Annotated in this window: 22 protein-coding genes; 13 read left to right on the top strand and 9 right to left on the bottom strand. The window is 58.3% G+C overall.

Annotation, left to right across the window (positions count from 1 at the left end; translation table 11 throughout):
* The first annotated feature begins 23 nt into the window (after positions 1 to 23).
* The 4 genes from FIU92_RS17670 (at position 24) to FIU92_RS17655 (ending at position 3,295) form a co-directional block, all read left to right on the top strand.
* Positions 24 to 263, top strand: a complete 240-nt coding sequence (locus tag FIU92_RS17670) for a hypothetical protein (RefSeq protein ID WP_216646606.1) — start codon at positions 24 to 26, stop codon at positions 261 to 263.
* A 44-nt stretch (positions 264 to 307) separates the two neighbouring features.
* Positions 308 to 1,282, top strand: coding sequence for a mechanosensitive ion channel family protein (locus FIU92_RS17665; RefSeq protein ID WP_152460030.1), 975 nt, complete (start codon positions 308 to 310; stop codon positions 1,280 to 1,282).
* Between the two features lie 51 nt (positions 1,283 to 1,333).
* Entirely contained in the window at positions 1,334 to 2,428 is a 1,095-nt protein-coding gene (locus FIU92_RS17660; RefSeq protein ID WP_172978530.1) for an alpha/beta hydrolase, read from the top strand.
* Positions 2,429 to 2,662: 234 nt separating this feature from the next.
* Positions 2,663 to 3,295 (top strand): tyrosine-type recombinase/integrase, encoded by a 633-nt coding sequence (locus FIU92_RS17655; protein ID WP_152460026.1) that lies wholly within the window; start codon positions 2,663 to 2,665, stop codon positions 3,293 to 3,295.
* Positions 3,296 to 3,680: 385 nt separating this feature from the next.
* Here the strand turns inward: FIU92_RS17655 and urtE are convergent, their stop codons facing one another.
* Genes urtE through urtA form a run of 5 tightly spaced genes read right to left on the bottom strand, consistent with a single transcriptional unit; the run spans position 3,681 to position 9,643 of the window.
* A complete protein-coding gene (urtE, locus tag FIU92_RS17650; RefSeq protein ID WP_152460025.1) occupies positions 3,681 to 4,376 on the bottom strand; it encodes an urea ABC transporter ATP-binding subunit UrtE in 696 nt (231 codons plus the stop codon).
* 3 nt (positions 4,377 to 4,379) lie between these two features.
* Entirely contained in the window at positions 4,380 to 5,120 is a 741-nt protein-coding gene (urtD, locus tag FIU92_RS17645) for an urea ABC transporter ATP-binding protein UrtD (RefSeq protein WP_046210419.1), read from the bottom strand.
* Positions 5,117 to 6,346 (bottom strand): urea ABC transporter permease subunit UrtC, encoded by a 1,230-nt coding sequence (urtC, locus tag FIU92_RS17640; RefSeq protein ID WP_152460024.1) that lies wholly within the window; start codon positions 6,344 to 6,346, stop codon positions 5,117 to 5,119. Before urtC ends, urtD begins: the two co-directional genes overlap by 4 nt.
* 3 nt (positions 6,347 to 6,349) lie before the next feature.
* On the bottom strand, positions 6,350 to 8,302 hold the full coding sequence (urtB, locus tag FIU92_RS17635; protein ID WP_152460022.1) for an urea ABC transporter permease subunit UrtB: 1,953 nt from the start codon (positions 8,300 to 8,302) through the stop codon (positions 6,350 to 6,352).
* A 60-nt stretch (positions 8,303 to 8,362) separates the two neighbouring features.
* Positions 8,363 to 9,643 carry an urea ABC transporter substrate-binding protein gene (urtA, locus tag FIU92_RS17630; RefSeq protein WP_152460021.1) on the bottom strand — a complete coding sequence of 427 codons (1,281 nt, stop codon included), beginning with the start codon at positions 9,641 to 9,643 and terminating at the stop codon, positions 8,363 to 8,365.
* A 361-nt stretch (positions 9,644 to 10,004) separates the two neighbouring features.
* Between urtA and FIU92_RS17625 the strand changes: the two genes are divergently transcribed.
* The 8 genes from FIU92_RS17625 to ureG are packed head-to-tail and all read left to right on the top strand — an operon-like array spanning position 10,005 to position 15,106.
* A complete protein-coding gene (locus tag FIU92_RS17625) occupies positions 10,005 to 10,859 on the top strand; it encodes an urease accessory protein UreD (protein WP_254705402.1) in 855 nt (284 codons plus the stop codon).
* Position 10,860: 1 nt separating this feature from the next.
* Positions 10,861 to 11,163, top strand: a complete 303-nt coding sequence (locus FIU92_RS17620; RefSeq protein ID WP_152460019.1) for an urease subunit gamma — start codon at positions 10,861 to 10,863, stop codon at positions 11,161 to 11,163.
* Positions 11,164 to 11,178: 15 nt separating this feature from the next.
* Complete coding sequence (locus tag FIU92_RS17615; protein ID WP_152460018.1) at positions 11,179 to 11,340, top strand: peptidase M23; 162 nt, start codon at positions 11,179 to 11,181, stop codon at positions 11,338 to 11,340.
* On the top strand, positions 11,337 to 11,642 hold the full coding sequence (locus tag FIU92_RS17610; protein ID WP_152460017.1) for an urease subunit beta: 306 nt from the start codon (positions 11,337 to 11,339) through the stop codon (positions 11,640 to 11,642). Before FIU92_RS17615 ends, FIU92_RS17610 begins: the two co-directional genes overlap by 4 nt.
* Complete coding sequence (ureC, locus tag FIU92_RS17605; protein ID WP_152460015.1) at positions 11,642 to 13,351, top strand: urease subunit alpha; 1,710 nt, start codon at positions 11,642 to 11,644, stop codon at positions 13,349 to 13,351. Before FIU92_RS17610 ends, ureC begins: the two co-directional genes overlap by 1 nt.
* 18 nt (positions 13,352 to 13,369) lie before the next feature.
* Positions 13,370 to 13,822 (top strand): urease accessory protein UreE, encoded by a 453-nt coding sequence (ureE, locus tag FIU92_RS17600; protein WP_152460013.1) that lies wholly within the window; start codon positions 13,370 to 13,372, stop codon positions 13,820 to 13,822.
* A complete protein-coding gene (locus tag FIU92_RS17595) occupies positions 13,806 to 14,459 on the top strand; it encodes an urease accessory protein UreF (protein ID WP_152460011.1) in 654 nt (217 codons plus the stop codon). The genes ureE and FIU92_RS17595 overlap by 17 nt, the downstream gene beginning before the upstream one ends.
* A complete protein-coding gene (ureG, locus tag FIU92_RS17590) occupies positions 14,456 to 15,106 on the top strand; it encodes an urease accessory protein UreG (protein WP_152460009.1) in 651 nt (216 codons plus the stop codon). The genes FIU92_RS17595 and ureG overlap by 4 nt, the downstream gene beginning before the upstream one ends.
* 980 nt (positions 15,107 to 16,086) lie before the next feature.
* Here ureG and FIU92_RS17585 read toward each other — a convergent pair.
* From FIU92_RS17585 to FIU92_RS17570, 4 genes are all read right to left on the bottom strand, one after another.
* Positions 16,087 to 16,806 (bottom strand): hypothetical protein, encoded by a 720-nt coding sequence (locus FIU92_RS17585; RefSeq protein WP_152460008.1) that lies wholly within the window; start codon positions 16,804 to 16,806, stop codon positions 16,087 to 16,089.
* A gap of 42 nt (positions 16,807 to 16,848) precedes the next feature.
* Positions 16,849 to 17,124, bottom strand: coding sequence for a hypothetical protein (locus FIU92_RS17580; RefSeq protein WP_152460007.1), 276 nt, complete (start codon positions 17,122 to 17,124; stop codon positions 16,849 to 16,851).
* Positions 17,125 to 17,211: 87 nt separating this feature from the next.
* Positions 17,212 to 19,065 carry a relaxase/mobilization nuclease domain-containing protein gene (locus tag FIU92_RS17575; protein ID WP_152460006.1) on the bottom strand — a complete coding sequence of 618 codons (1,854 nt, stop codon included), beginning with the start codon at positions 19,063 to 19,065 and terminating at the stop codon, positions 17,212 to 17,214.
* Positions 19,062 to 19,481, bottom strand: a complete 420-nt coding sequence (locus FIU92_RS17570) for a ribbon-helix-helix protein, CopG family (RefSeq protein WP_152460005.1) — start codon at positions 19,479 to 19,481, stop codon at positions 19,062 to 19,064. The genes FIU92_RS17575 and FIU92_RS17570 overlap by 4 nt, the downstream gene beginning before the upstream one ends.
* A 183-nt stretch (positions 19,482 to 19,664) precedes the next feature.
* Here FIU92_RS17570 and FIU92_RS22870 point away from each other — a divergent pair, with 183 nt between their 5' ends.
* Entirely contained in the window at positions 19,665 to 19,988 is a 324-nt protein-coding gene (locus tag FIU92_RS22870) for a hypothetical protein (protein ID WP_170514434.1), read from the top strand.
* Positions 19,989 to 20,028 lie beyond the last annotated feature (40 nt).

Here is a 20,028-nt window from a genome sequence, read left to right as displayed (position 1 = left end):
CTGTTTCCGACGGGGTCCTGTCAATGATGAATTCCGTGGAGGATGTTATGCAGGATCACCCGAAAAAACATGAGACCATCACAACCCGGCGCCAGCTTTGTATTGGTGAGGCACCGCTGCTGGCCGCCACAGTCGCTCTGCCAATAAAAGCAGAACACACCTCAGACGGCGAGGCAGATTTTCTATTTCTCCAGAAAGCCAGGGGCATGACGTATTTAGCCCGCGAAAGGCAGCGCACTTACCGGCGTGCAATGACGTACTAGCGACGCAGCGCTTGCTGCATTTTTGAAGAGAGGGGGATACTGAATTGGCAAAACCAAGCACCTTGTACTGGTGGCTGATTGGGCTTGGCTCGATCGTCCTCGTCGTGGCAGAGGTCGTGTTTGGCGGCATCCTGCTTCACGGTGAAACAAAGCAGATCACCTCGACAACTCGCGTTCTTTTGTTCCTGCTGAGCGGCAGCTTGTTGTCGCTCGCCATGCTCGCTGCGCTGCGCCACTACCTGTTGACCAGCAATGCCCGGCAGGAAACCACCGACCCTGAGCATGCGCCGTCGTCGCGCGGTTTGAGTGTCATCCCCTTGGTGCGGGCAATCTTGATCACCTTTACTGTCGTCATTGCGATCCTTGTCGCCCTTGCAGAGCTTGGGGTCAAAATTGCCCCAATGTTGGCAGGGGCAGGCATTGTCGGGATCGTATTGGGTATGGGGGCGCAGAGCCTCCTGAAGGATATTCTAGCGGGCATTTTTTTTGTGATAGACGATGCCTTTCGGCTGGGAGAATATGTAGAAATTGGTGAGACGCGTGGCACCGTCGAAAAGATTTCTCTGAGATCGATGCAAATCCGGCACCACCGGGGAGCGCTGCAAACGCTTCCTTACGGCACCATTCAATCGGTCAAGAACCGCAGCCGGGACTGGGTCATCTCAAAGCTTGAGTTTCAGGTCCCGCATGACACGGACATCCTCAAAGTTAAGAAAGTCATCAAGGCGCTGTCCAGGCAAATCGAAGAGGATGAGTATTTTGGTCCGCAAATGCTCTCGCCTGTTAAGTTTCAAGGTATCTACGGCGTCGATCTCTACGGGCTGACCGTGCGTGTCAAATTCACAACCCTGCCTGGCGAACAGTTTCTCATCCGCCGCGAAGTCTACAGGCTGGTGCAGCAAGGCTTTGCAAACAACGGTATCGAGTTTGCTGAACGTACTGTAAAAGTGGATCGTTCAGACGATGTTATTGCCACCGCGGACGACACCGAGGCACCGCGTGTATCGGCCTCTGGCTGACGTACTGGCGCGTCTAATCAATATTTTAGCGCTTCAAAAAAGGACATGGCCATGCGCAGTTTGACTGTATTGGTTGTCGTTGCCGCCGCAATGATCAGCGGCTGCGGTGAACGCGGAACATTGGCCCTGTTGCCAAATGCTGCAACGCCAGCACGCGAAAGGACGATCCTGGTCGCGGCCTCCCGGGCGCCTGCACCCGCGCCAGATTTCTTTACTGAAACCCGTTCCGACCAGACCAATTATTCCAAACTTGTCATCTCGATACCGCCAGCGCGGGAAATCGGGGAAGTGAGGTACCCTAAAGGACAAGATGTTGATCCGAACACGCAGTTCCTGGTCTCTTCTGCCGTACGGCTGAAAGGCAAACAGGCATTTGTCCGGGCAATAAATGAAGAGGCCGGCAAACGCGCTGTCGATGACCGTCAAGGATTTGTTTTCGTCCATGGGTTCAACACCAATTCAGCCGAAGCTGTCATACGCGCAACCGCCCTCGCAGAAGATACCGGACGCGAAGGGGTCGAAATCGTCTATTCTTGGCCGTCTGCAGGCAGCGTGTTGAAATACCTTGATGACCGTGAAAGCGCATTGTTTGCCCGTGGATCATTCAAAGAGACCCTCGCCGCCATGTCAGAGTCGCGTCTGACGAACTATCTGGTGGTTGCCCACTCCATGGGAAATTTCGTGGCCATGGACACCATGCGTGAATTGGCTCAGCAAAATCAAATATCGGTTTTGCGGAAAATCCGGGCTCTTATCCTGATATCTGCGGACCTCGACATAGATGTTTTCCGCACGCAGGCGCAACCTGTCCTGGCGCAAGGTATACCCATCATCTTGCTGACAACAAATGATGATCTGGCGCTTAGCCTCTCAGCAAAACTTCGGCGTCAGGGAGATAGGGTCGGTGATATCAAATCCGTGTCTGAGCTTGGTGGTCTGAAGGTTGCCGTATTTGACTTGACCAACATTAAGTCCGGTGACCCGCTGAAGCATTTCAAGATCGGTTCATCTCCGGAAGTATTGAAATTCCTCAAGTCACTGCATCAGTCTGGAGGCGGCGTCATCAGCACCGACGCAACGGGACGCATAATTACCGTCGACGCAGAAAAACTTGAAGCTGAGACGGGCATCGTTTTAACGCAGTAATCAATATGCCGGTGCGCGTTCATCGCGTTATTTCTGCACGTGCTTGATTTCTTCGCTGCAAGCGCGAATCCCGACTCTTGAAAATGAACACTTTGGGCTCGGAGCCGCCTAATGCTCACGCAGAAATGGCGTGCCAAACTGTCTTTGGACTGCGGACATTCCGCCGCCTCGTAGAATCGCCTTGTCAGCACGGTGCTGATGACTGGGCGTGGAGGGGGGATCGGAGGGCATATCATGCCAAGAGTCCAACTACCCGCCGTAACCCCAAAACGCAGAGCGTGGAACAAGGGGCGTATCATCGGCCAGAAGCGCCCACTCTTGCCAAAACAGGTCTGGGCGATCCGCGCACGCCTGGAACTTGCGGGCTACCTTCGCGATCTGGCTTTGTTCAACGTCGCCATAGACAGCAAACTGCGTGGATGCGATCTGGTCAAACTCGCAGTGGCTGATCTCGTCAAGGATGACCGCGTCCGAGAGCGTGTTTCAGTGATCCAAAGCAAAACCAAGCGCCCCGTTCAGTTCGAACTGACTGAAAACACAAGGGACTCTGTCCTGGCATGGGTGAAGTCGCCCGAGATGCTGGCTTGCCCGTTCATGTTTCCCAGCCGTTTCCACGACCGACCACACATCTCGACGCGCCAGTACGGTCGGCTTGTCAGAGACTGGGTGGCTGCAATTGGCTTGGAACCAAGCGGATACGGAACGCATTCGCTTCGACGGACCAAGGCGGCAGAGATCTACCGGAAAACGGGAAATCTCCGAGCGGTTCAGCTTCTGCTCGGGCACACCAAGGTCGATAGCACAGTCAGATACCTCGGCGTCGAACTTGAAGATGCGCTGAGTATCGCCGAGAAAATCGACATCTAGAGTACCTTGGCGGGCGGCAAGTGCCGTTCGCCAATCCGGACCGGGCGTACGTTCTCGGCGCAGCGATGGTTACAATCGAGCCCATTTTGACCAATGCTGCACGATGCCCCAATGACAGCAAAACGCGGATAGGGAACCTTGCAAATTTTGAGGACCGGCCCATAAGAGACATTCGACACACTGGTGGCATTCTGCGGTCGCAGCCCACATTCCGGTCATCCGCTGCAAGTGCAGAATCTGACACTGTTCGAACCCTACATTGCGTAACGAATCCACCGCTGCGAGATGTTGCATTAAAGTCCGCATTAGGTAGCTAGAGTGCTAAACTGCTCCCCGTAAAACCTGCAGCTTCTCGCCGGTCAACGGGCTGGTTCCTTTATGAATGTCAAACCGTTACGCCTTGCAGAACCTGTTCCCGCGAAAGCTCGTCCCGCGTGCCTTGCATCAGGACCGCGCCGCGCCGCAGGACGATGAACTTGTCGGCAAGATTATAGGCGAAATCGAAATACTGCTCGACCAGAATGATGGCCATCTCTCCTTTGGTTCGGAGGTGGCGAATTACCTCGCCGATCTGCTGGATGATGTTGGGTTGAATGCCTTCGGTCGGTTCGTCCAGCAGCAAAAGTTGAGGCTTGGTGATCAGCGCCCGGGCAATAGCAAGTTGCTGTTGCTGGCCACCCGACAGATCACCCCCGCGCCGGTTCTGCATTTTCTTCAGCACCGGGAACATATCGAAGATCTCGTCCGGAACAAAATGTTCATTTGTTGGCAGGCAGACAAAGCCGGCCTCAAGGTTTTCGCGGACAGTCAACAGCGGGAAAATCTCGCGCCCCTGCGGCACGTAGGCCACGCCTTTCCACGCCATGCGATGGGCTGGCAGAGGTGGCAGGGCCTCACCGTTTAGTATCAGATCGCCGCCCGAGCGCGGATGCGTCCCCGAGATCGCCTTGATCAGGCTTGTTTTCCCCACGCCATTGGTGCCCATCACACAGGTCACCTCTCCTCGCGCGGCCTCCAGCGAGATACCGTTGAGGATTTGCGAATGCCCGTAATGCAGGGTCAGATCGGTCAGTTTCAGCATTGCTCAGCGCCCCAGATAGACATCGATGACGTCCTGATTTGATGTGACATGATCCAGTGAGCCCTCGGCCAGAACCGAGCCTTCATGCAGGACTGTGACCTTGCAATTGAGGCGGCGCACGAACTCCATGTCATGCTCGACCACAACAACGGCGCGGGTTTTGGCGGCCTGTACCAATAGATCGGTCGTGTGTTCGCGTTCTTGCGGGGTCATCCCGGCGGCGGGTTCGTCAACCAGCAGAAGGCGGGGTTCCTGCGCCAGAAGCATACCGATCTCAAGCCATTGTTTTTGCCCGTGGCTGAGTTCGCCGGATTTGCGGGTCAACTCATCCTTCAGACCAATTTCAGAGGCTAGATCCGCGACCTTGTCCAGATCATCTGCAGAAGGCCGATAGAACAGCACGCCCAGCCAGCCGCGCTTGTTTTTCAGCGCCATCAGCAGGTTTTCCTGCACGGTTTGATCTTCGAACACGGTGGGTTTCTGGAACTTACGCCCGATGCCGGCTTGCGCGATCTTGGCTTCGCTCATTCGCAACAGGGAAACGGATTTCTCACCCCAGATCACGCGACCTTCGTCGGGCCGGGTCTTGCCGGTGACTATATCCATAAAGGTGGTTTTGCCCGCCCCGTTCGGTCCGATCACCGCGCGCAGCTCGGCGTTGCCTATCTGGAAGGACAGGTTGTTGATGGCGCGGAACCCGTCGAAGGTAACCGACACGCCGCTGACCTCTAGCAGAGTGCTCATTCCGTGGCCTCCTTTTCACGCAACGCGCTTTCATCAGGCCCCAGGGCCGCGCCGTGGCGCTGTGGTGCGCGGAGGTTGGTCCAGAGGTCGAACAGCCCTCCGATCCCTTGCGGAGCAAACAGCGTGACCAGCACGAAGGACACGCCCAGCAGCACCTGCCACCAGTCGACCCATTTGATCGTGTAGAACCCCAGCGGGATATCTGGTGCCTGCCCGCCCGTGAACCATGTGCTGAGCAGGCTGACGAACGCCGCGCCGATGACGGCGCCGTACAGGCGACCACGCCCGCCGATGGCGACCCAGACGGCCAGATATATCGAGGCGATCGGGGCCATCTCCTCGGGGTTGATGATGCCCGCCTGCGGATAATAGAGCGCCCCCGCTACGGCGGCGATACAGGCGGTCAGGGTGAAGACGGCCAGCTTGTAGACTTCGACCGAGTAGCCGAGGAACCGCACACGCGCCTCGTTGTCGCGGATGCCCCGGATGACCGAGCCAAACTTGCCTGACACCACCCATGCCGCCAGCATGTATCCCAGCCCCAAGGCCAAAGCCGAGGCCCAGAGGAACCAGATCGACACCACATCCTGCGAAGCCGTGACGCCCGGCAGGTTCTGCAAGCCCGACAGGCCGTTGTTGCCGCGCAAGCCGCTGTCGTTCTGAAACAGGTACAACGCCAGCGCCAAGGTCATTGCTTGCGTCAGGATCGACAGGTACACGCCCGTCACCCGGCTGCGGAACGCCAGCCATCCGAAGATCAACGCCAACAGGCCCGGCACCAATACGACAAGTGCCAGTTGCAGGAACAGACTGTCTGAAAAGGCCCAGATCAGCGGGAAGCCCGACGATCCGACGACGCCGAAGATTTGCGTTCCGATGGCGTCCACCACCTCGGACGGGGTGGGCGGAATGTCGGCTTGCGACAGTGACTCGACCACGATCAAGCGGGTGCGTTCGTACATCAGCCACATGCCGATCATGTAGCCGCCCAGCCCGAAAAAGGCGAAATGACCGAGAGAGAGGATGCCCGTGAAGCCCCAGACCAGATCCATTGCCACAGCGATCAGGCACAGGCACAGGGTCTTGCCCAGCGTTTTGACAAAGCTGGTCGAGATCACGCCGATCCCGAACCCTTCGGACAGGACGGTAACGCCCAAGGTGAACAGGGACAGGATGGCCAGAAAGACCAGCACCGAGGGGTTTTTGGCAACAAAACTGCGGTCCATGGCTCAATCCCCCGCCGCGCGGCCTTTGAGGGCGATGATGCCCCTTGGCCGGAACTGGATGAAAATGATGATGAAGATGATCATGTAGGTTTGGGCCGCGAGGGTGTTCGAGGGGGTCATCCACTCAATCCCCTTTTGCAGGAAGCCGATCATGCCTGCCCCCGCCAACGCGCCCCAGATATTGCCCACACCGCCGACAACCACAGTCATGAAGCTCTGCACGATATAGTCGCTGCCCAGATCGGACGTGACCTTGGCGAACAGTCCAATTGCAACTCCGGCGATCCCGGCGATGCCCGAACCCAGCCCGAAGGTCAGCATATTCACCCGTCCTGGATTGATGCCCATCGATCCGGCCATACGCGGGTTCTGCGTCACTGCGCGCATCTCAAGCCCCAACCGGGTGCGTTTCATGATGTACAAAAACAGCCCCAGAAAGATCATCGCCAGCACAAAGATCGCGATACGGATATAGCTGATCGAGACCACGTCGTTCAGCACCCAAGCGCCGTCCAGCCAGCCGGGCGCGGTCAGCGGCCTTGCCTGCGTGCCGAAGATGTTCTTGGCCAGTTGTTGCAGCGCAATCGAGATACCGAAGGTCGCCAACAGAGTCTCAAGTGGACGCGAATACAGCCAGCGGATCACCAGCCGCTCCATCGCGACGCCCATGGCGAAGGTGACGGCAAAGGCCATCGGGATCGCGACGATGATCGACAGCGTGTGGTCGGGGATAAATTGCTGCACCACATAGCCGGTGTATGCGCCCATCATGATAAACTCACCATGGGCCATGTTGATGACGCCCATCACGCCGAAGGTGATCGCCAGGCCGATGGCGGCGAGGAAATAGATCGACGCCAGAGAAATCGCGTCCAGCGTCAGGTCGAGGGTCTGGTTCAGGCCGACCTTCAACTCAATCTGCTCCAATGCATGCGCGGCGGCGGCGGTCACGTCGGGCGAAGGCTCCGCGTAGGTATCAAAGAACACATGCGCGGCAAGTGCTGCATCGATGTCGGCTTGCGTGATCAAGGCCGGGACGGTCCCGGCCTCAGCCAATGCCTCATACGCCTGCGCGCGGGCAGCGGCGGAGCTCAGTTGCGCAAACGGAACACCCCCCACGCGACCTCGGTCGATATTGGCGGCCAGAGCGGCGCGAATGTCGTCTGGCGAAACACGCGGTGCGGCCAAATCGCTGGCAACCAGCAGATCATAAGCCACGTCGCGCGACAGGTCATCCGAGTCGGGTTGCAGCACGGCGGCGATATTCATGTCCGAGGGCAGCGTGGCAGCGGCCTGTCGTTTGGTCACTACCAAAGGGTTCAGGGCCGCGCGAACATCGACGCCCAGATCGTCGGACATCTCTTCAATCGCAGCCACACGCGCGTCGGTATCGGTGTCATACCCAATGGTCAACAACCGTTCCAACCGCTGCTTCTGCGCCTTCAAATCCGCATCGGGTTCGTCGTCAATTGACGCGCGAAGTGGTTCCAACAATACCCCCTCGGGATCGCGTTGGATGGATTGCAACGCAGCCTGTCGCCGAGCGCTATCTGGATCGGTCAACTGGAACTGCACCAAAGCCGTTCCGATCATCGCGCGGATACCGCTATTGGGTTTCAACTGTTTCAGGTCGGATTTCTCAAACGTCCCGACGACCTCTCCGGTATCGAAATCGGTCAGTTCATACGACCGCCCCTCGGCTTTTTTCCCGACAAAGAACAGGCCGTCGGACTTGCGCATCCACACGTCCTTGGCGGCCCATGTCTCAAGCATCACCTGCGCCTGTGGCAACCCGCTGCTGGCAATCGCGTCAATCGCCGGTTTGATCGTCTTGCGTGAGCTTTTGGCGATGATCTCCTGATGCTGTCGCAGAATCGGCTGCAAACCGGCCTCTTGCGCGTTGGCAGTCAGGCAGGCGCACAGGATTGCGAGGCCCGCAAGGTAAAGTCGTAACATTTGATGAAACCCGAGATGTCTTGGGGCAAGGCGGGCAATCGCACCCGCCTTGCGTATAGTTTAGTAGTTCGACAGGGTCTGAACGCAGGTCTTGGTCTCGGTGTTGTACATACCGCAACCCAGTTCTTTCCAATCCGAGATCAGCACCGCCGATTCCGGCAGGAAGTCAGTCCAGGCGTCGCCCGGCACAACGTCGGTTTCGCTGATGATGTCGAACTGGCCGTCTTCCTGAATCTCACCGATCAGAACCGGTTTCGCCAGATGGTGGTTCGGCAACATGACCGCGGTGCCGCCGGTCAGGTTCGGGAATTCCTGGCCGTACATGGCGGCGCGTACATCGTCGACTTCGGTCGAGCCAGCTTCGGTTGCGGCGTTCACCCACATGTTGAAGCCAATGTAATGCGCCTCCATCGGGTCATTGGTCACGCGCTCGTCGCCCATGGTGGCTTTCCATGTTTCGACGAATTCCGCGTTCACGTCGGTATCCGCCGACTGGAAATAGTTCCACGCCGCCAGATGGCCCACAAGGTTGGCTGTATCCAGACCGGACAGTTCTTCCTCACCCACCGAGAAGGCCACGACCGGAATGTCGTCTGCTGAGACGCCCGCCGCAGCCAGCTCTTTGTAGAAGCCAATGTTGGCGTCACCGTTGATGGTCGAGATCACGCCGACCTTCTTGCCATCCGCACCCAGTGCGACCACATCGGCCACGATCTTGGACCAGTCAGAGTGCCCAAACGGGGTGTAGTTGACGAAGATATCCTCGTCCGCGATGCCCTTCTGCTTCAGATAGCTTTCCAGAATGTTGTTGGTGGTGCGGGGATAAACATAATCTGTGCCTAGCAGTGCGAATTTCTCAACGCCCAACTCGTCCAGGAAATAGTCGGTCGCAGGGATTGCCTGCTGGTTCGGCGCGGCACCAGTGTAGAAGACGTTCTTGGACGATTCTTCACCCTCATATTGAACCGGATAGAACAGCAGGCCGTTCAGTTCTTCGATCACCGGCAGGACCGACTTTCGGCTAACAGACGTCCAGTTGCCAAAGATCACATCCACCTCATGCACGCTCAGCAGCTCACGCGCTTTTTCAGCAAATAGCGGCCAGTCGGATGCGGGGTCGACCACCACGGCCTCAAGCTGCTTGCCGAGCAGGCCGCCCTTGGCGTTTTGCTGGTCGATCAGCATCAGCATGGTGTCTTTCAGCGTGGTTTCCGAGATCGCCATGGTGCCCGACAGCGAATGCAGTACGCCAACCTTGATGGTGTCTTCTGCCGACAACGCAGCGGTTGCCATGGCGGCGAAGACGGCCGATCCGGCGAGCGTGGATTTGAGAAATGTCATTAGATTCTCCTGGCGGGGCGGGCACAGAATCCTTGCGTTGACACGCCGTCTTCTACTACCTGATCCCCGCAACAGTATGTTGCGTTACGTGTGGCGGTTGTGTCCGAGGTCCAATTCGCGCAGCCGTCACACACCCCTGGGCGTTTTCCCCGTGGTGGGCACCCATACGGTTTCTGCATTGCGGCGAAGTTGGCAAATCGTTAGCCGGACATTCCCGATCATTCGGCACTTGTGCTCAAATTTTCGGCGAAAGTCGGGATGATTGCCCAAGAAGTAATCTGCTGCTCTGAAAAACGGACAGGATTCGCTGTTCGGGAATAGAGTTTTGACAAACAAGCGCTGAAACAGGCGGCACCGAACGTTGTCCCGCAGGTGCGCCATTACACATCACGCCACGATATCGCCCCCCAAGGCCACGACGCCGCCACGCGCACAGGGCGCAGTTCGGCTGAGCGTCAAGCGTTATTGTAAAGCCTCAGTTCTGGACGGGTTTCGTCAGTCGGGATCGTTCAAGTGCCTGTTCCCCCGAACCGACGGGGATGCGCTGGATGCCGTGTTGCTGAACACTGCGGGCGGGATCACAGGCGGCGATTCGTTTCGATTGCAGGCTCAGGCGGGTAAAGGCACAACGTTGACCCTGACCACGCAGGCCTGCGAGCGCGCCTATAAGGCCAAGCCCGGCCCGTCCGGGCAGGTCGTCAATCACCTGATAGCCGCACCGGGCGCGCGGCTGAACTGGTTGCCGCAAGAGACGATCCTGTTCGACGGCAGCGCGCTTGACCGCCGTTTGCAAATCGATCTGGCCCCGGATGCCAGCGCGCTGATGGTCGAGCCGCTGATCTTCGGGCGGATGGCCATGGGCGAACGCTTGACCGATATCCGCCTGCGCGACCGGATCGAGATTCGCCGGAACGGCGCGCCCCTGTTTCTGGACGCCTTGCGGTTCAGCGGCGATCTGCAGACGCATCTGGCCCAGCCCCATATCGCAGGCGATGCAGGTGCGATGGCTTTGGTCGCCTTCGCCTCACCCACGGCCCAAGGCCAGTTGGACGCGATCCGTCAGATGCTGCCCGACACCGCCGGGGCCAGCTTGCTGCACCGTGATCTGCTGGTGATCCGAATGCTGGCCCAAAACAGCCTTGCCCTGCGCCGCGCGCTGCTGCCGGTCCTGCGGCAACTGAACAATAATACGCTTCCCCGATGCTGGACAATCTGACATGAACCTGACGCCCCGAGAAAAAGACAAACTGCTGGTCGCCATGGCCGCCGAGGTCGCCCGCAAGCGGCTGGCACGTGGTGTCAAGCTGAACCACCCCGAGGCGATTGCCCTGATCACTGACGCCGTGGTCGAAGGTGCCCGCGATGGGCGGTCGGTCGCCGACATGATGCAAGCCGGGGCCGAGGTGATCACCCGCGCGCAATGCATGGAGGGCGTGCCCGAGATGATCCACGAGGTTCAGGTCGAGGCCACCTTTCCCGATGGCACCAAGCTGGTGACTGTCCACAACCCTATTCGCTGACAAAGGAACCCTGATATGACCCGTATGCTTTTCCCCGCTTTGATCCTGGCTGGCCCCGCCGCCGCGCATAATGGCACGCATATCCATGCACATGGCACGGACTATGCCGCTTTGGCCGTGGGCCTCGCGGTGGTCGCGCTGGCCGCTGTTGCTTTGATGGTGAAACTAAACAAATGATCCCCGGCGAGCTTTTCCCTGCCGAGGGCGAAATCACGCTCAACCCGGGCGTTGAACCGGTGACGCTGATGGTGGCCAATACCGGCGACCGCCCAATTCAGGTCGGCTCGCACTATCATTTCGCCGAAACCAATCCCGCACTGGAATTCGACCGCGCTGCCTCCCATGGCCTGCGTCTGGACATCGCCCCCGGTACCGCTGTGCGGTTCGAACCCGGTCAGGCCCGAGAGGTCTCGCTGATCCCGATCAGCGGCGCGCGCAAGGTTTACGGGTTCAATCAAAAGGTCATGGGGCCACTCTGATGCCAGCAAAAATCAAACGCTCTGACTATGCCGCCATGTTTGGCCCCACCACGGGAGACAAGCTGCGGCTGGCCGACACCGATCTGGTGATCGAGGTAGAACGCGACCTGACCGTCTATGGCGAAGAGGTCAAATTTGGCGGCGGCAAGGTGATCCGCGACGGGATGGGGCAGTCTCAGGCCACCCGGGCCGAAGGGGCCGTGGATACGGTCATCACCAATGCGCTGATCGTGGACCACTCGGGTATCTACAAGGCCGATGTGGGTCTGAAAGACGGGCGCATCGCCAAGATCGGGAAGGCCGGGAATCCAGACACGCAGCCCGGCGTCGATATCATCATCGGCACCGGAACCGAGGCCATCGCGGGTGAAGGGCGTATCCTGACCGCGGGTGGATTCGACAGCCATATCCACTTTATCTGCCCACAACAGATCGAGGACGCGCTGCATTCCGGTCTGACCACCATGCTGGGCGGTGGCACCGGACCGGCGCACGGCACTCTGGCCACCACCTGCACCCCCGGCCCCTGGCATATCGGGCGGATGCTGCAGGCGGCTGACGCCTTCCCGATGAACCTGGCCTTTGCCGGTAAGGGAAACGCTTCGCTACCCGCTGCGTTAGAGGAACAGGTCAAGGCCGGGGCCTGCGCGCTGAAACTGCACGAAGATTGGGGCACGACACCTGCGGCCATCGACTGCTGCCTCTCGGTCGCCGACGCGATGGACGTGCAGGTGATGATCCACACCGACACGCTGAACGAATCCGGCTTTGTGGAAAACACCGTGGGGGCCATGAAAGGCCGGACCATTCATGCGTTTCACACCGAGGGCGCAGGCGGCGGCCACGCCCCGGATATCATCAAGATCTGCGGTGAGAACCACGTTCTGCCGTCCTCGACCAACCCGACGCGGCCCTTCACCGTGAACACGGTCGAAGAGCATCTGGACATGCTGATGGTCTGCCACCACCTCGACAAATCCATCCCCGAGGATGTGGCTTTTGCCGAAAGCCGCATCCGGCGCGAGACGATTGCGGCCGAGGATATCCTGCACGACATGGGCGCGTTCAGCATCATCGCGTCCGACAGTCAGGCCATGGGCCGCGTGGGTGAAGTGCTGATCCGCACATGGCAGACCGCTGACAAGATGAAGAAACAGCGCGGCCGCCTACCAGAGGAAACCGGTGAAAACGACAATATGCGCGTGCGCCGCTATATCGCGAAATACACCATCAACCCGGCAATTGCCCACGGCGTCAGCCATGAAATCGGCAGCATAGAAGAAGGCAAACGCGCCGATCTGGTGCTATGGAACCCCGCCTTCTTTGGCGTGAAGCCCGAAATGGTTCTGCTGGGCGGCACCATTGCGTGCGCGCAGATGGGCGATCCGAATGCCTCGATCCCGACACCGCAGCCGGTCTATAGCCGCCCGATGTTCGGGGCTTATGGGCGCTCGGTGGAACACTCGGCGATCACCTTTGTCTCGGCCGCCGCGCAGGCCGACGGGATTGGCGATACGCTTGGGCTGGCGAAACAGACCGTCGTCGTGCGCAATACCCGCGACATCGGCAAGCAGGATTTGCTGCTGAACGATGCAACGCCGCAGATCGACGTCGACCCCGAAACCTATGAGGTGCGTGCGGACGGCGAATTGCTCACCTGCCAACCCGCCGAGGTTTTGCCGATGGCGCAACGTTATTTCATGTTCTGAGACAGGAAGAAGGCCAAGATGACCTCCGCGATCAAAACCGCCCGCATCTATCACAATCACCCCCACACCCCGGCCTATGCGCAGGTTTCTTTGGACTATGACGGGCGCTTCCTGCGCCGAAAGATGCTGGCAACCGATGAGGGTGAGGCGTTTCTGGTCGATCTGGCCCAGACAAAGTCTCTGGATCATGGCGGGGTTCTGGTGCTCGAAGACGGGCGCGAGATCGAGATCATCGCCGCCCCCGAAGACCTTCTGGAAATCAGCGGCGACCATCTGCTGCAACTGGCATGGCATATCGGCAACCGGCACACGCCCTGCCAGATCGAAGCAGACAGGCTGCTGATTCAGCGCGATCACGTCATCCGCGACATGCTGACGAAACTGGGGGCCGACATCCGCGAAGTCGTCGAACCCTTTACCCCCGAAGGCGGCGCATATGGTCATGGCAGGACCCATGGACACACCCATTAACGCCGACATCCTGACGCTGACGCAGTGGTTGTCCCCGGCCTATCCGGTGGGCGGATTCGCCTATTCCCATGGGTTGGAAGCCGCGATCGAACAGGGCCGGGTCGCGGGCGCTGACCAGACAGGCGATTGGGTCGCGACGGTGCTGCAACATGGCTCGGGCTGGAATGACGCGCTGTTTCTTGTGGCCGCCTATGATGCCGCTGACAGGGCTGCTTTGACCCGGATCGATACCACCGCCCGCGCCATGTGCGCTGGATCGGAACGGCTTATGGAAACCGATCTTCTGGGTCGGGCCTTCGGGTTCGTGACCGGAGATATCTGGGGGTTGGACCTACAGCGCCTCACCTATTCGGTCGCGGTGGGCCGCGCCGCGCGGATGCAGAACCTGCCTCGTCTGCTGGTGACACAGATGTTCCTGCAGGCGTTCATGAGCAACCTGGTCGCCTGCGCTACCCGCCTTGTGCCTCTGGGTCAGACCGACGCGCAGCGATTGATCCGCGACCTGACGCCGCTCTGCGCCGATATCGCTGAAACAGCGCAGCAAACAGGTCTGAGCGAGCTGAGTTCGACCACCTTCATGACCGACATCGCCACGATGCAGCACGAAACTCAATATTCAAGGATTTTTCGAACATGAGCAGTATGAACGGCCCCCTCCGCGTGGGCATCGGCGGCCCGGTCGGAGCTGGCAAAACCACCTTGACTGCCGCCCTTTCCGAAGCCCTGCGTGACGTCTGCTCCCTGGGTGTCATCACTAACGACATTTACACTCAAGAGGATGCTGAAGCCCTGATGCGGATGCAGATCCTGCCGCAGGACCGGATCATTGGCGTCGAAACCGGCGGCTGCCCGCACACAGCAATCCGCGAGGATGCCTCGATCAACCTTGCGGCTGTTGCTGAAATGCAGGCGCGCCACCCCGATGTAGATGTGGTGCTGATCGAAAGCGGTGGCGACAACCTGTCGGCCACGTTCAGCCCCGAGTTGGCGGACCTAACGATATATGTCATTGACGTTGCTGCGGGCGAGGAAATCCCGCGCAAAGGTGGCCCGGCGATCACAAAATCAGACATTCTGATCATCAACAAAACCGACCTCGCCCCCCATGTCGGAGCATCGCTCGAAGTGATGGAACGCGACGCGACACGTATGAGGAAAGGCCGGCCTTTCGTGTTCTCTGCACTGCGCCACCGTACGGGCGTTGATGCGATCGTCAGTTTGTTGGCGCAGATCGGAGGTCTGAAAACTGCAGATAGAACTGTAGCAGAGACTTTTGGCCATTGACGCGCGCCTCTGTCGATTGAATGACGACCGAACCATGTAGCTCGTAGTCCGCTAACAATTTCGTTCTTGGGCGCGGCGAACCGGCCCGATCGCCGATACAGTGCTTCGCCGCAAGGTGTCGTCCCGACACCCCCCGAAGATGAACACAATCGTCATCAATGGGTTATCTTCGGCAAGTCTCCGAAAGAGCTCGTTTGCCTCGCTGCTCGATGGTCCACCGGTATTCGCAACCAGTCTTCGCCTTGCCTCAATTTTCCACTTCGAAATTTGTTGGCGTAACCTGACCATGTTGACCAGTTAATGGGATATGGCCAAAGTATAAAACCCACCTGAGCAATGGAATTTAGGCACTAGGCGACGCGTTTGGGCGGCCAAGGAACTTAGTCATTTGAAGCAGCTAAGTCTGAGTACTCGAGTGCTCAGAACGTCCGAACTTGTGGACGAATTCGACCGACGCTGTGTGGAAACCTCTTTGGTTTTCGACGTTAGAGATTTTCTGCTGGTTTCCTTTGGGGGTTTCGGTTTCTGAACCATTTTTGGGGCCAATTGCGCTGGAGCAGGGTGGAAATTGAGCTCTAATCGGCGTATCCCGCCGCGCAATCTGAACGGTTCGCCCCGGATTAGGCCGGAATGGCGGTCAGAAGCCCACGTACCCCGATCAGGGTGATCATCCGTTTGATGTTATAGGCTGTCCGTCGTCGAATGACCGCTAAGCAAGAGTGCAAATGGCTTTTTCGCGCCGAAAGCGAATGGCCGGTTCCCGCCCGACGTGCTGATCAAGCATGACCGCTTTGGGGCTGAGACCGGTCCTCAGCAACCGTTGAGCCTACGGCAGCTATGTCCCGCGTCTTACCAGTTCAGGCAAGGTGCCGCGAAGGGTCGGTTTTCAACACATCCCGTTCGGCAACTTCCATACCGCCCTGTTTTGCACCAAGCCTGAAACTGGTCCTGCTGCATCAAAAGTACCTTCTGCGTAGCCCCTACAAGCTGTGCCCCTCATCTTCATGGATGTGGGTGGCCTGTTCGCGGGTATGGGCAATCTCTTGCAACACGGCGGCAATCTTGCTGGACGAAACCTGGTGCAGCTCACCAACAACGGCCTCGGCGCGCTCGTAGCTGTCCGGAACGCCTTGGCGGTTAAAGTGGGCAGCAGCGGTGGAAATGTCCGCGTCTTTCCAAGTCGCCGTTGTGCCGACTGAAACGCTGTCATGATCGTTGTAGCGGGCCAGGAAGGTGTTTCCGTCGAGACCGAAGCTGTTGGCGGTTGCAACAATGTCATCACGCACAGCCAGCCATTTTTCGGCTTCAGTCGGGTCCAGGTTATCCAGCTCGGCTGCATTCATGGATGTGGTGTAGCAGTCATCTTCGACAGTGTATGCCTGCAGGTCGGTGTCGTATGGGCGCAGTTCAGCAACATCGCCCTTCAGCTCTCCGATTTGGACGTCCATTGCGGCACGCAAATGCGGATCTTCGACCTCTCGTGCAAGAGCCTCCATGCTCTCGATGGAGTTCACAATGTCCTTGGTCTGTTGCTCGTAGTTCTGGAAACCGGCCTGACCCAGAGCGGATTGCATATACTGAACATAGCGATCACCGGGCGACTGGTAGTCGTCGGAATCCTGAAAACCTTTGTCGCCCGACAGATCCGCAAGGGACGAATAGTAGGGGTGATACAGGTCGTATTCCTGAGCATCGGTCATGTGCTGAGAAACCAAAGCCTGCATATCGTTCAGATCTACCGGCTACCCTGACCGCTCCGCAGCCTCCAATTCGATTTTCAGTTCTTCGATCAGATCCTGTTGCGCCGTATGTTCGTCAACGCGGCGGTTGGCTTGGTCCTCGATGTCGAAGCTCTTTGAAGCGATGGCTGCACGATCAAAGCCCATCGCCTGCTGCTCTTTCATGATGATGTCGATCTGCTCAGAAACGCGATCCTCGCGCGGGGCGAATTGATCAAATTGGGAATAGGGTGCGAAGTGTTCGACTTCGTTCAAAAGATAGTCTGTACGCGAAACCATAGTTTTTCCTTTGCGAGTTGATGGAAAACTCTTTGATGGATCTGCCTGTGGCGTTGGCGCGCGCATCAGGCAGACCGGGTGACGTCCTTACAAGCTGTGCCCGTCATCGTCCTCCAAGCTATGACCGGTATCGACGCCGCGCCCTTGCAAGAGCGAGTGCGTTGCGTGGGCGTGAACCTCTGAGAGTTCTTCGGAGATGGCGATGATCCTGGAGGAGGCAAGCTGGTGCAGCTCGTCAACAACGGTCTCAGCGCGGTGGTGGCTGTCTGACAATCCTTGCACCTGGAAGTGGGCCGCTGCAGTCGATATGTCTTCGCTGCGCCACCCCATAGTTGTGCCCAGAGTGACGTTGTGATGGTCGCCAAAGCGGGCAACAAACGCCTCGCCATCGAGGCCGTAGCTGCTGGCCGTGTCGGTGACTTCCTTGCGGATGTCGACCCATTGCTCGGCTTGCGGATAATCAAGGGTGTCCATTTCAGCAGTATCCATCATCGTTGAATATCGCCGGTCTTCGATGATGAAGGCTTGAAGGTCCGGGTCGTTAGTGCGCAGATTCGCAACGTCACCCTTCAGCTCACCAATCTGAATATCCATTGCGACACGCAGATGCGGGTCGTCAACTTCACGGGCCAGCCCTTCCATCTTGTCGATTGATTGCAGCAATTCTTTGGTCTGAGACTGGAAGTCCTCATAGGCCCCCTCGCCCAAGGTGTCCTGCATATAGACCTCGTAGCGGCGTGCTGCCGGGGCGTAATCAGCGGACGCCTGGAACGCCTTGTCATCGACAATATCCGCCAAAGCAGACAGATACGGATGGCTCTGTTCGTTGTCCCGAACGTCGCTGATATGGGCAACAACCTGAGCCTTCAGCTCGGGCGCGATGGTTTCCTCGGACCCACCTGTTTCGATGTGTCGCCGCAGGTTGCTCATAACCTCGGGAGACACGTAAGAAGGGTCTCCCGGCTCGCCATAGTCATCAAAATGATGGGCCTGATCCAGTAGATGTTCCATGCGTGAAACCACTGGTTCGTCTCCTTCCACGAGTTGGATGGCAAACTCTTCGATCCGGTCTTTGACGGCGTTGGCGCGCTCATCAAACAGATCCGACATTCTTGCGATGGAGAGAGTCATCACATCGGCGGCCATGTCGCGGGCCGTAACTTCAACCTCCGGAGTGCTTTCAACAAGTGACATTCCGGCCTGAACTTTCCACGTGTCGGTCTCGACTTCCTGCCGCAAACCGCGCTCAAGGCGGGTCGTTGCGGTCAGCTCAATGCCGTATCCTTCGGCAACCTCAACCTGGATGGCGCGCTGAACGTCGATGTTCATGTCACTGCTCATTCCCATAGCGAGCCACTGCCCATGCTCGACGCCTCGGTTGTTCACAACGATGTGGACATGGGGGTTATCGGTGTCGTTGTGGAACACGGTCAGGTAATCCCAGGTATCCCCAAAATCACCGCTTCCAAACAGACGGTCCGCGAACTCCAAACCGGCCTCATGCGCGGCGTCCGGATAGGTGCCATCGGGAAAAGAAACGATCATGTGACGGGTATACCCGTAATTGGTTTTCCCGTTGAAATCCTCGGCCCAGGTCTCGATCAGATCACTGACCTGATCCGCATCGAGCGGGGTCACACCGTTGTCCCGGATGTCCAATACGCCTTCTGCCCGGACAGTCAGATAGGTGATCTGGCGGCGCAGCTCATGCGCGTTTTTCACCCCACCTTTGCGGACGTGTTTCACAACCGCCTCGGGTTTTCCAACCACGGCACCCAGCCGCGCCTTGATGGATGAAGCCCGCGAGATCATGAACTTCATGCGCTTGGCGGTTTGAAGCTGCTGGCTGATCTGCTTGGACCGATCAACACCCTTCTGCGCTTCCCGGAAGGCAAGCTCCAGGAAATCCCCTGCTGTGAGATCTCGGGTCACGGTGTTCATTCTTCAGATGTCCAATCGTCGTGACGCAAAATCCGGCGAATAGCAGAGTCCGGCTCGCGGTTTCGACGCGCCGCGGTGATCAGCGCCCTCAAGTCTTGCCGGTGCTGGATGATCGCTCGATGGAGATTTTCGACGTCGCACCGATCGTCATCCGTCCAGATCACCGAGCCGCGCTTGGCGGATTTCGCAAGCTGGTTGAGGTTGGTGTATCCGCCCTGAACCTGTCGCAAGTGCGTCTGCCAGAGACCCACAACAGCGGGGTCAGGATCGAGATAGCCGATCAGACGATAGATCAGTCGTTGGATGATTTGGTTGCGGCTCTTGGCCCCAAGCGACTGCACGGCCTCTTCCAAACGCGCCAAGGCATCTGATGGCAGTCGAACGGAGAAGACAGTGGTGTCGCTGGGCTTGCTCAATCTATACCTCTGGTTGTATTTGTGATTTGTAACACAACTACCTTATCCTGTCATAATCACCAAGAGTAAACCGATGTGATTTGAGAAATCCGCATTTTCTCCAATCATGATCGGAGCAACTTTGCTCTTGGAGGCTATTTCCACGCCGGGAAAAGGGTTCCGTCCCTTTTCCAATCAACAGGCGTGGGTGCCGGTGGACTGGCGCAGGGCAATCACGCAAAGCGTGGGCTGCCCGAACAGCGCCCGTCACTTTCCGGCACGTTAAATGCAATCTGCATTTTCCGCGCGCCTGGGCGCGCTCAACTTCCCGACGCTCTGGCGGCGGGTGCCGACGAGTTGGCATTGGCTCTGCCGGTCAGGTCAGTGCGCCAACAAATCGGCTGGGCTGCAGCCGCGCGACCCGACGAGCTGACCGGCTGTAGCACATCAGGTCAGGGTGTCTCAGTCGGGATCTTGGCACGGTGCCAGTCGCGCGGCTTCGCGTTGGGTGGCCCGAACGGGGACTGAGCGGCCAGCCTTTACGCTGGCTCTAATCGGACCCGTGGGG

The sequence above is a fragment of the Ruegeria sp. THAF33 genome (assembly GCF_009363615.1).
GTDB lineage: Bacteria > Pseudomonadota > Alphaproteobacteria > Rhodobacterales > Rhodobacteraceae > Ruegeria.
The sequence above is the reverse complement of the archived record's forward strand: the minus strand, read 5'-3'. Positions and strand labels throughout refer to the sequence as shown.

Coding starts and splice junctions, on each gene's coding strand:
- FIU92_RS17670 (WP_216646606.1), top strand. CDS start 24: ATGATGAATTCCGTGGAGGATGTTATGCAGGATCACCCGAAAAAACAT.
- FIU92_RS17660 (WP_172978530.1), top strand. CDS start 1,334: ATGCGCAGTTTGACTGTATTGGTTGTCGTTGCCGCCGCAATGATCAGC.
- FIU92_RS17655 (WP_152460026.1), top strand. CDS start 2,663: ATGCCAAGAGTCCAACTACCCGCCGTAACCCCAAAACGCAGAGCGTGG.
- urtE (WP_152460025.1), bottom strand. CDS start 4,376: ATGCTGAAACTGACCGATCTGACCCTGCATTACGGGCATTCGCAAATC.
- urtD (WP_046210419.1), bottom strand. CDS start 5,120: ATGAGCACTCTGCTAGAGGTCAGCGGCGTGTCGGTTACCTTCGACGGG.
- urtC (WP_152460024.1), bottom strand. CDS start 6,346: ATGGACCGCAGTTTTGTTGCCAAAAACCCCTCGGTGCTGGTCTTTCTG.
- urtB (WP_152460022.1), bottom strand. CDS start 8,302: ATGTTACGACTTTACCTTGCGGGCCTCGCAATCCTGTGCGCCTGCCTG.
- urtA (WP_152460021.1), bottom strand. CDS start 9,643: ATGACATTTCTCAAATCCACGCTCGCCGGATCGGCCGTCTTCGCCGCC.
- FIU92_RS17620 (WP_152460019.1), top strand. CDS start 10,861: ATGAACCTGACGCCCCGAGAAAAAGACAAACTGCTGGTCGCCATGGCC.
- FIU92_RS17615 (WP_152460018.1), top strand. CDS start 11,179: ATGACCCGTATGCTTTTCCCCGCTTTGATCCTGGCTGGCCCCGCCGCC.
- FIU92_RS17610 (WP_152460017.1), top strand. CDS start 11,337: ATGATCCCCGGCGAGCTTTTCCCTGCCGAGGGCGAAATCACGCTCAAC.
- ureC (WP_152460015.1), top strand. CDS start 11,642: ATGCCAGCAAAAATCAAACGCTCTGACTATGCCGCCATGTTTGGCCCC.
- ureE (WP_152460013.1), top strand. CDS start 13,370: ATGACCTCCGCGATCAAAACCGCCCGCATCTATCACAATCACCCCCAC.
- FIU92_RS17595 (WP_152460011.1), top strand. CDS start 13,806: ATGGACACACCCATTAACGCCGACATCCTGACGCTGACGCAGTGGTTG.
- ureG (WP_152460009.1), top strand. CDS start 14,456: ATGAGCAGTATGAACGGCCCCCTCCGCGTGGGCATCGGCGGCCCGGTC.
- FIU92_RS17585 (WP_152460008.1), bottom strand. CDS start 16,806: ATGACCGATGCTCAGGAATACGACCTGTATCACCCCTACTATTCGTCC.
- FIU92_RS17580 (WP_152460007.1), bottom strand. CDS start 17,124: ATGGTTTCGCGTACAGACTATCTTTTGAACGAAGTCGAACACTTCGCA.
- FIU92_RS17575 (WP_152460006.1), bottom strand. CDS start 19,065: ATGAACACCGTGACCCGAGATCTCACAGCAGGGGATTTCCTGGAGCTT.